The following is a 330-nucleotide window of genomic DNA, read 5'->3' as shown; positions in this document are numbered from 1 at the left end:
CTACATCTCCTCCCGCGTAGATGTAAGGGTTGCTGGTCCGCATGTGCTCATCTACCAATATGCCACCTTTTTGTCCTACTTCTAAACCGGTTTCAGTCGCCAAATGCGCGTTGGGCTTCCACCGTGAAAGGGGACTAGTGCCGTGGAGTTGGGCATCGACCCTGGTCGAGCCAAGGTGGGGTTTGCCTTTGTGGAAGGGGAAAGCCTTTTAGGTTCAGGCGTCAAGTTCGTGAAGGCCGCTCCGTCGAAATGGCAACCCTCCAGTCTTCCTTGCTGTAGCCCATGAGAAGAGGCTTCCATGGCGCACGCCTTGCATCCTTTCTTGACCAT

General features: G+C 54.8%; 1 protein-coding gene and 1 pseudogene. Both read right to left on the bottom strand.

The features are described 5' to 3' along the window. Positions 1-106 (bottom strand): annotated as a pseudogene (locus EZM41_RS13195) (FAD-dependent oxidoreductase); the annotation flags it as partial. Beyond that, a complete protein-coding gene (locus EZM41_RS14865) occupies positions 82-330 on the bottom strand; it encodes a Mur ligase family protein (protein ID WP_446697853.1) in 249 nt (82 codons plus the stop codon). The gene EZM41_RS14865 and the pseudogene EZM41_RS13195, both read right to left, overlap by 25 nt.

The organism is Acetomicrobium sp. S15 = DSM 107314 (genome assembly GCF_016125955.1).
GTDB classification, from domain to species: Bacteria; Synergistota; Synergistia; order Synergistales; family Thermosynergistaceae; genus Thermosynergistes; species Thermosynergistes pyruvativorans.
The sequence above is the reverse complement of the archived record's forward strand: the minus strand, read 5'-3'. Positions and strand labels throughout refer to the sequence as shown.

Bases quoted from the DNA above. Each gene is read 5' to 3' on its own strand.
- EZM41_RS14865 (WP_446697853.1), bottom strand. From the start codon at position 330: ATGGTCAAGAAAGGATGCAAGGCGTGCGCCATGGAAGCCTCTTCTCAT.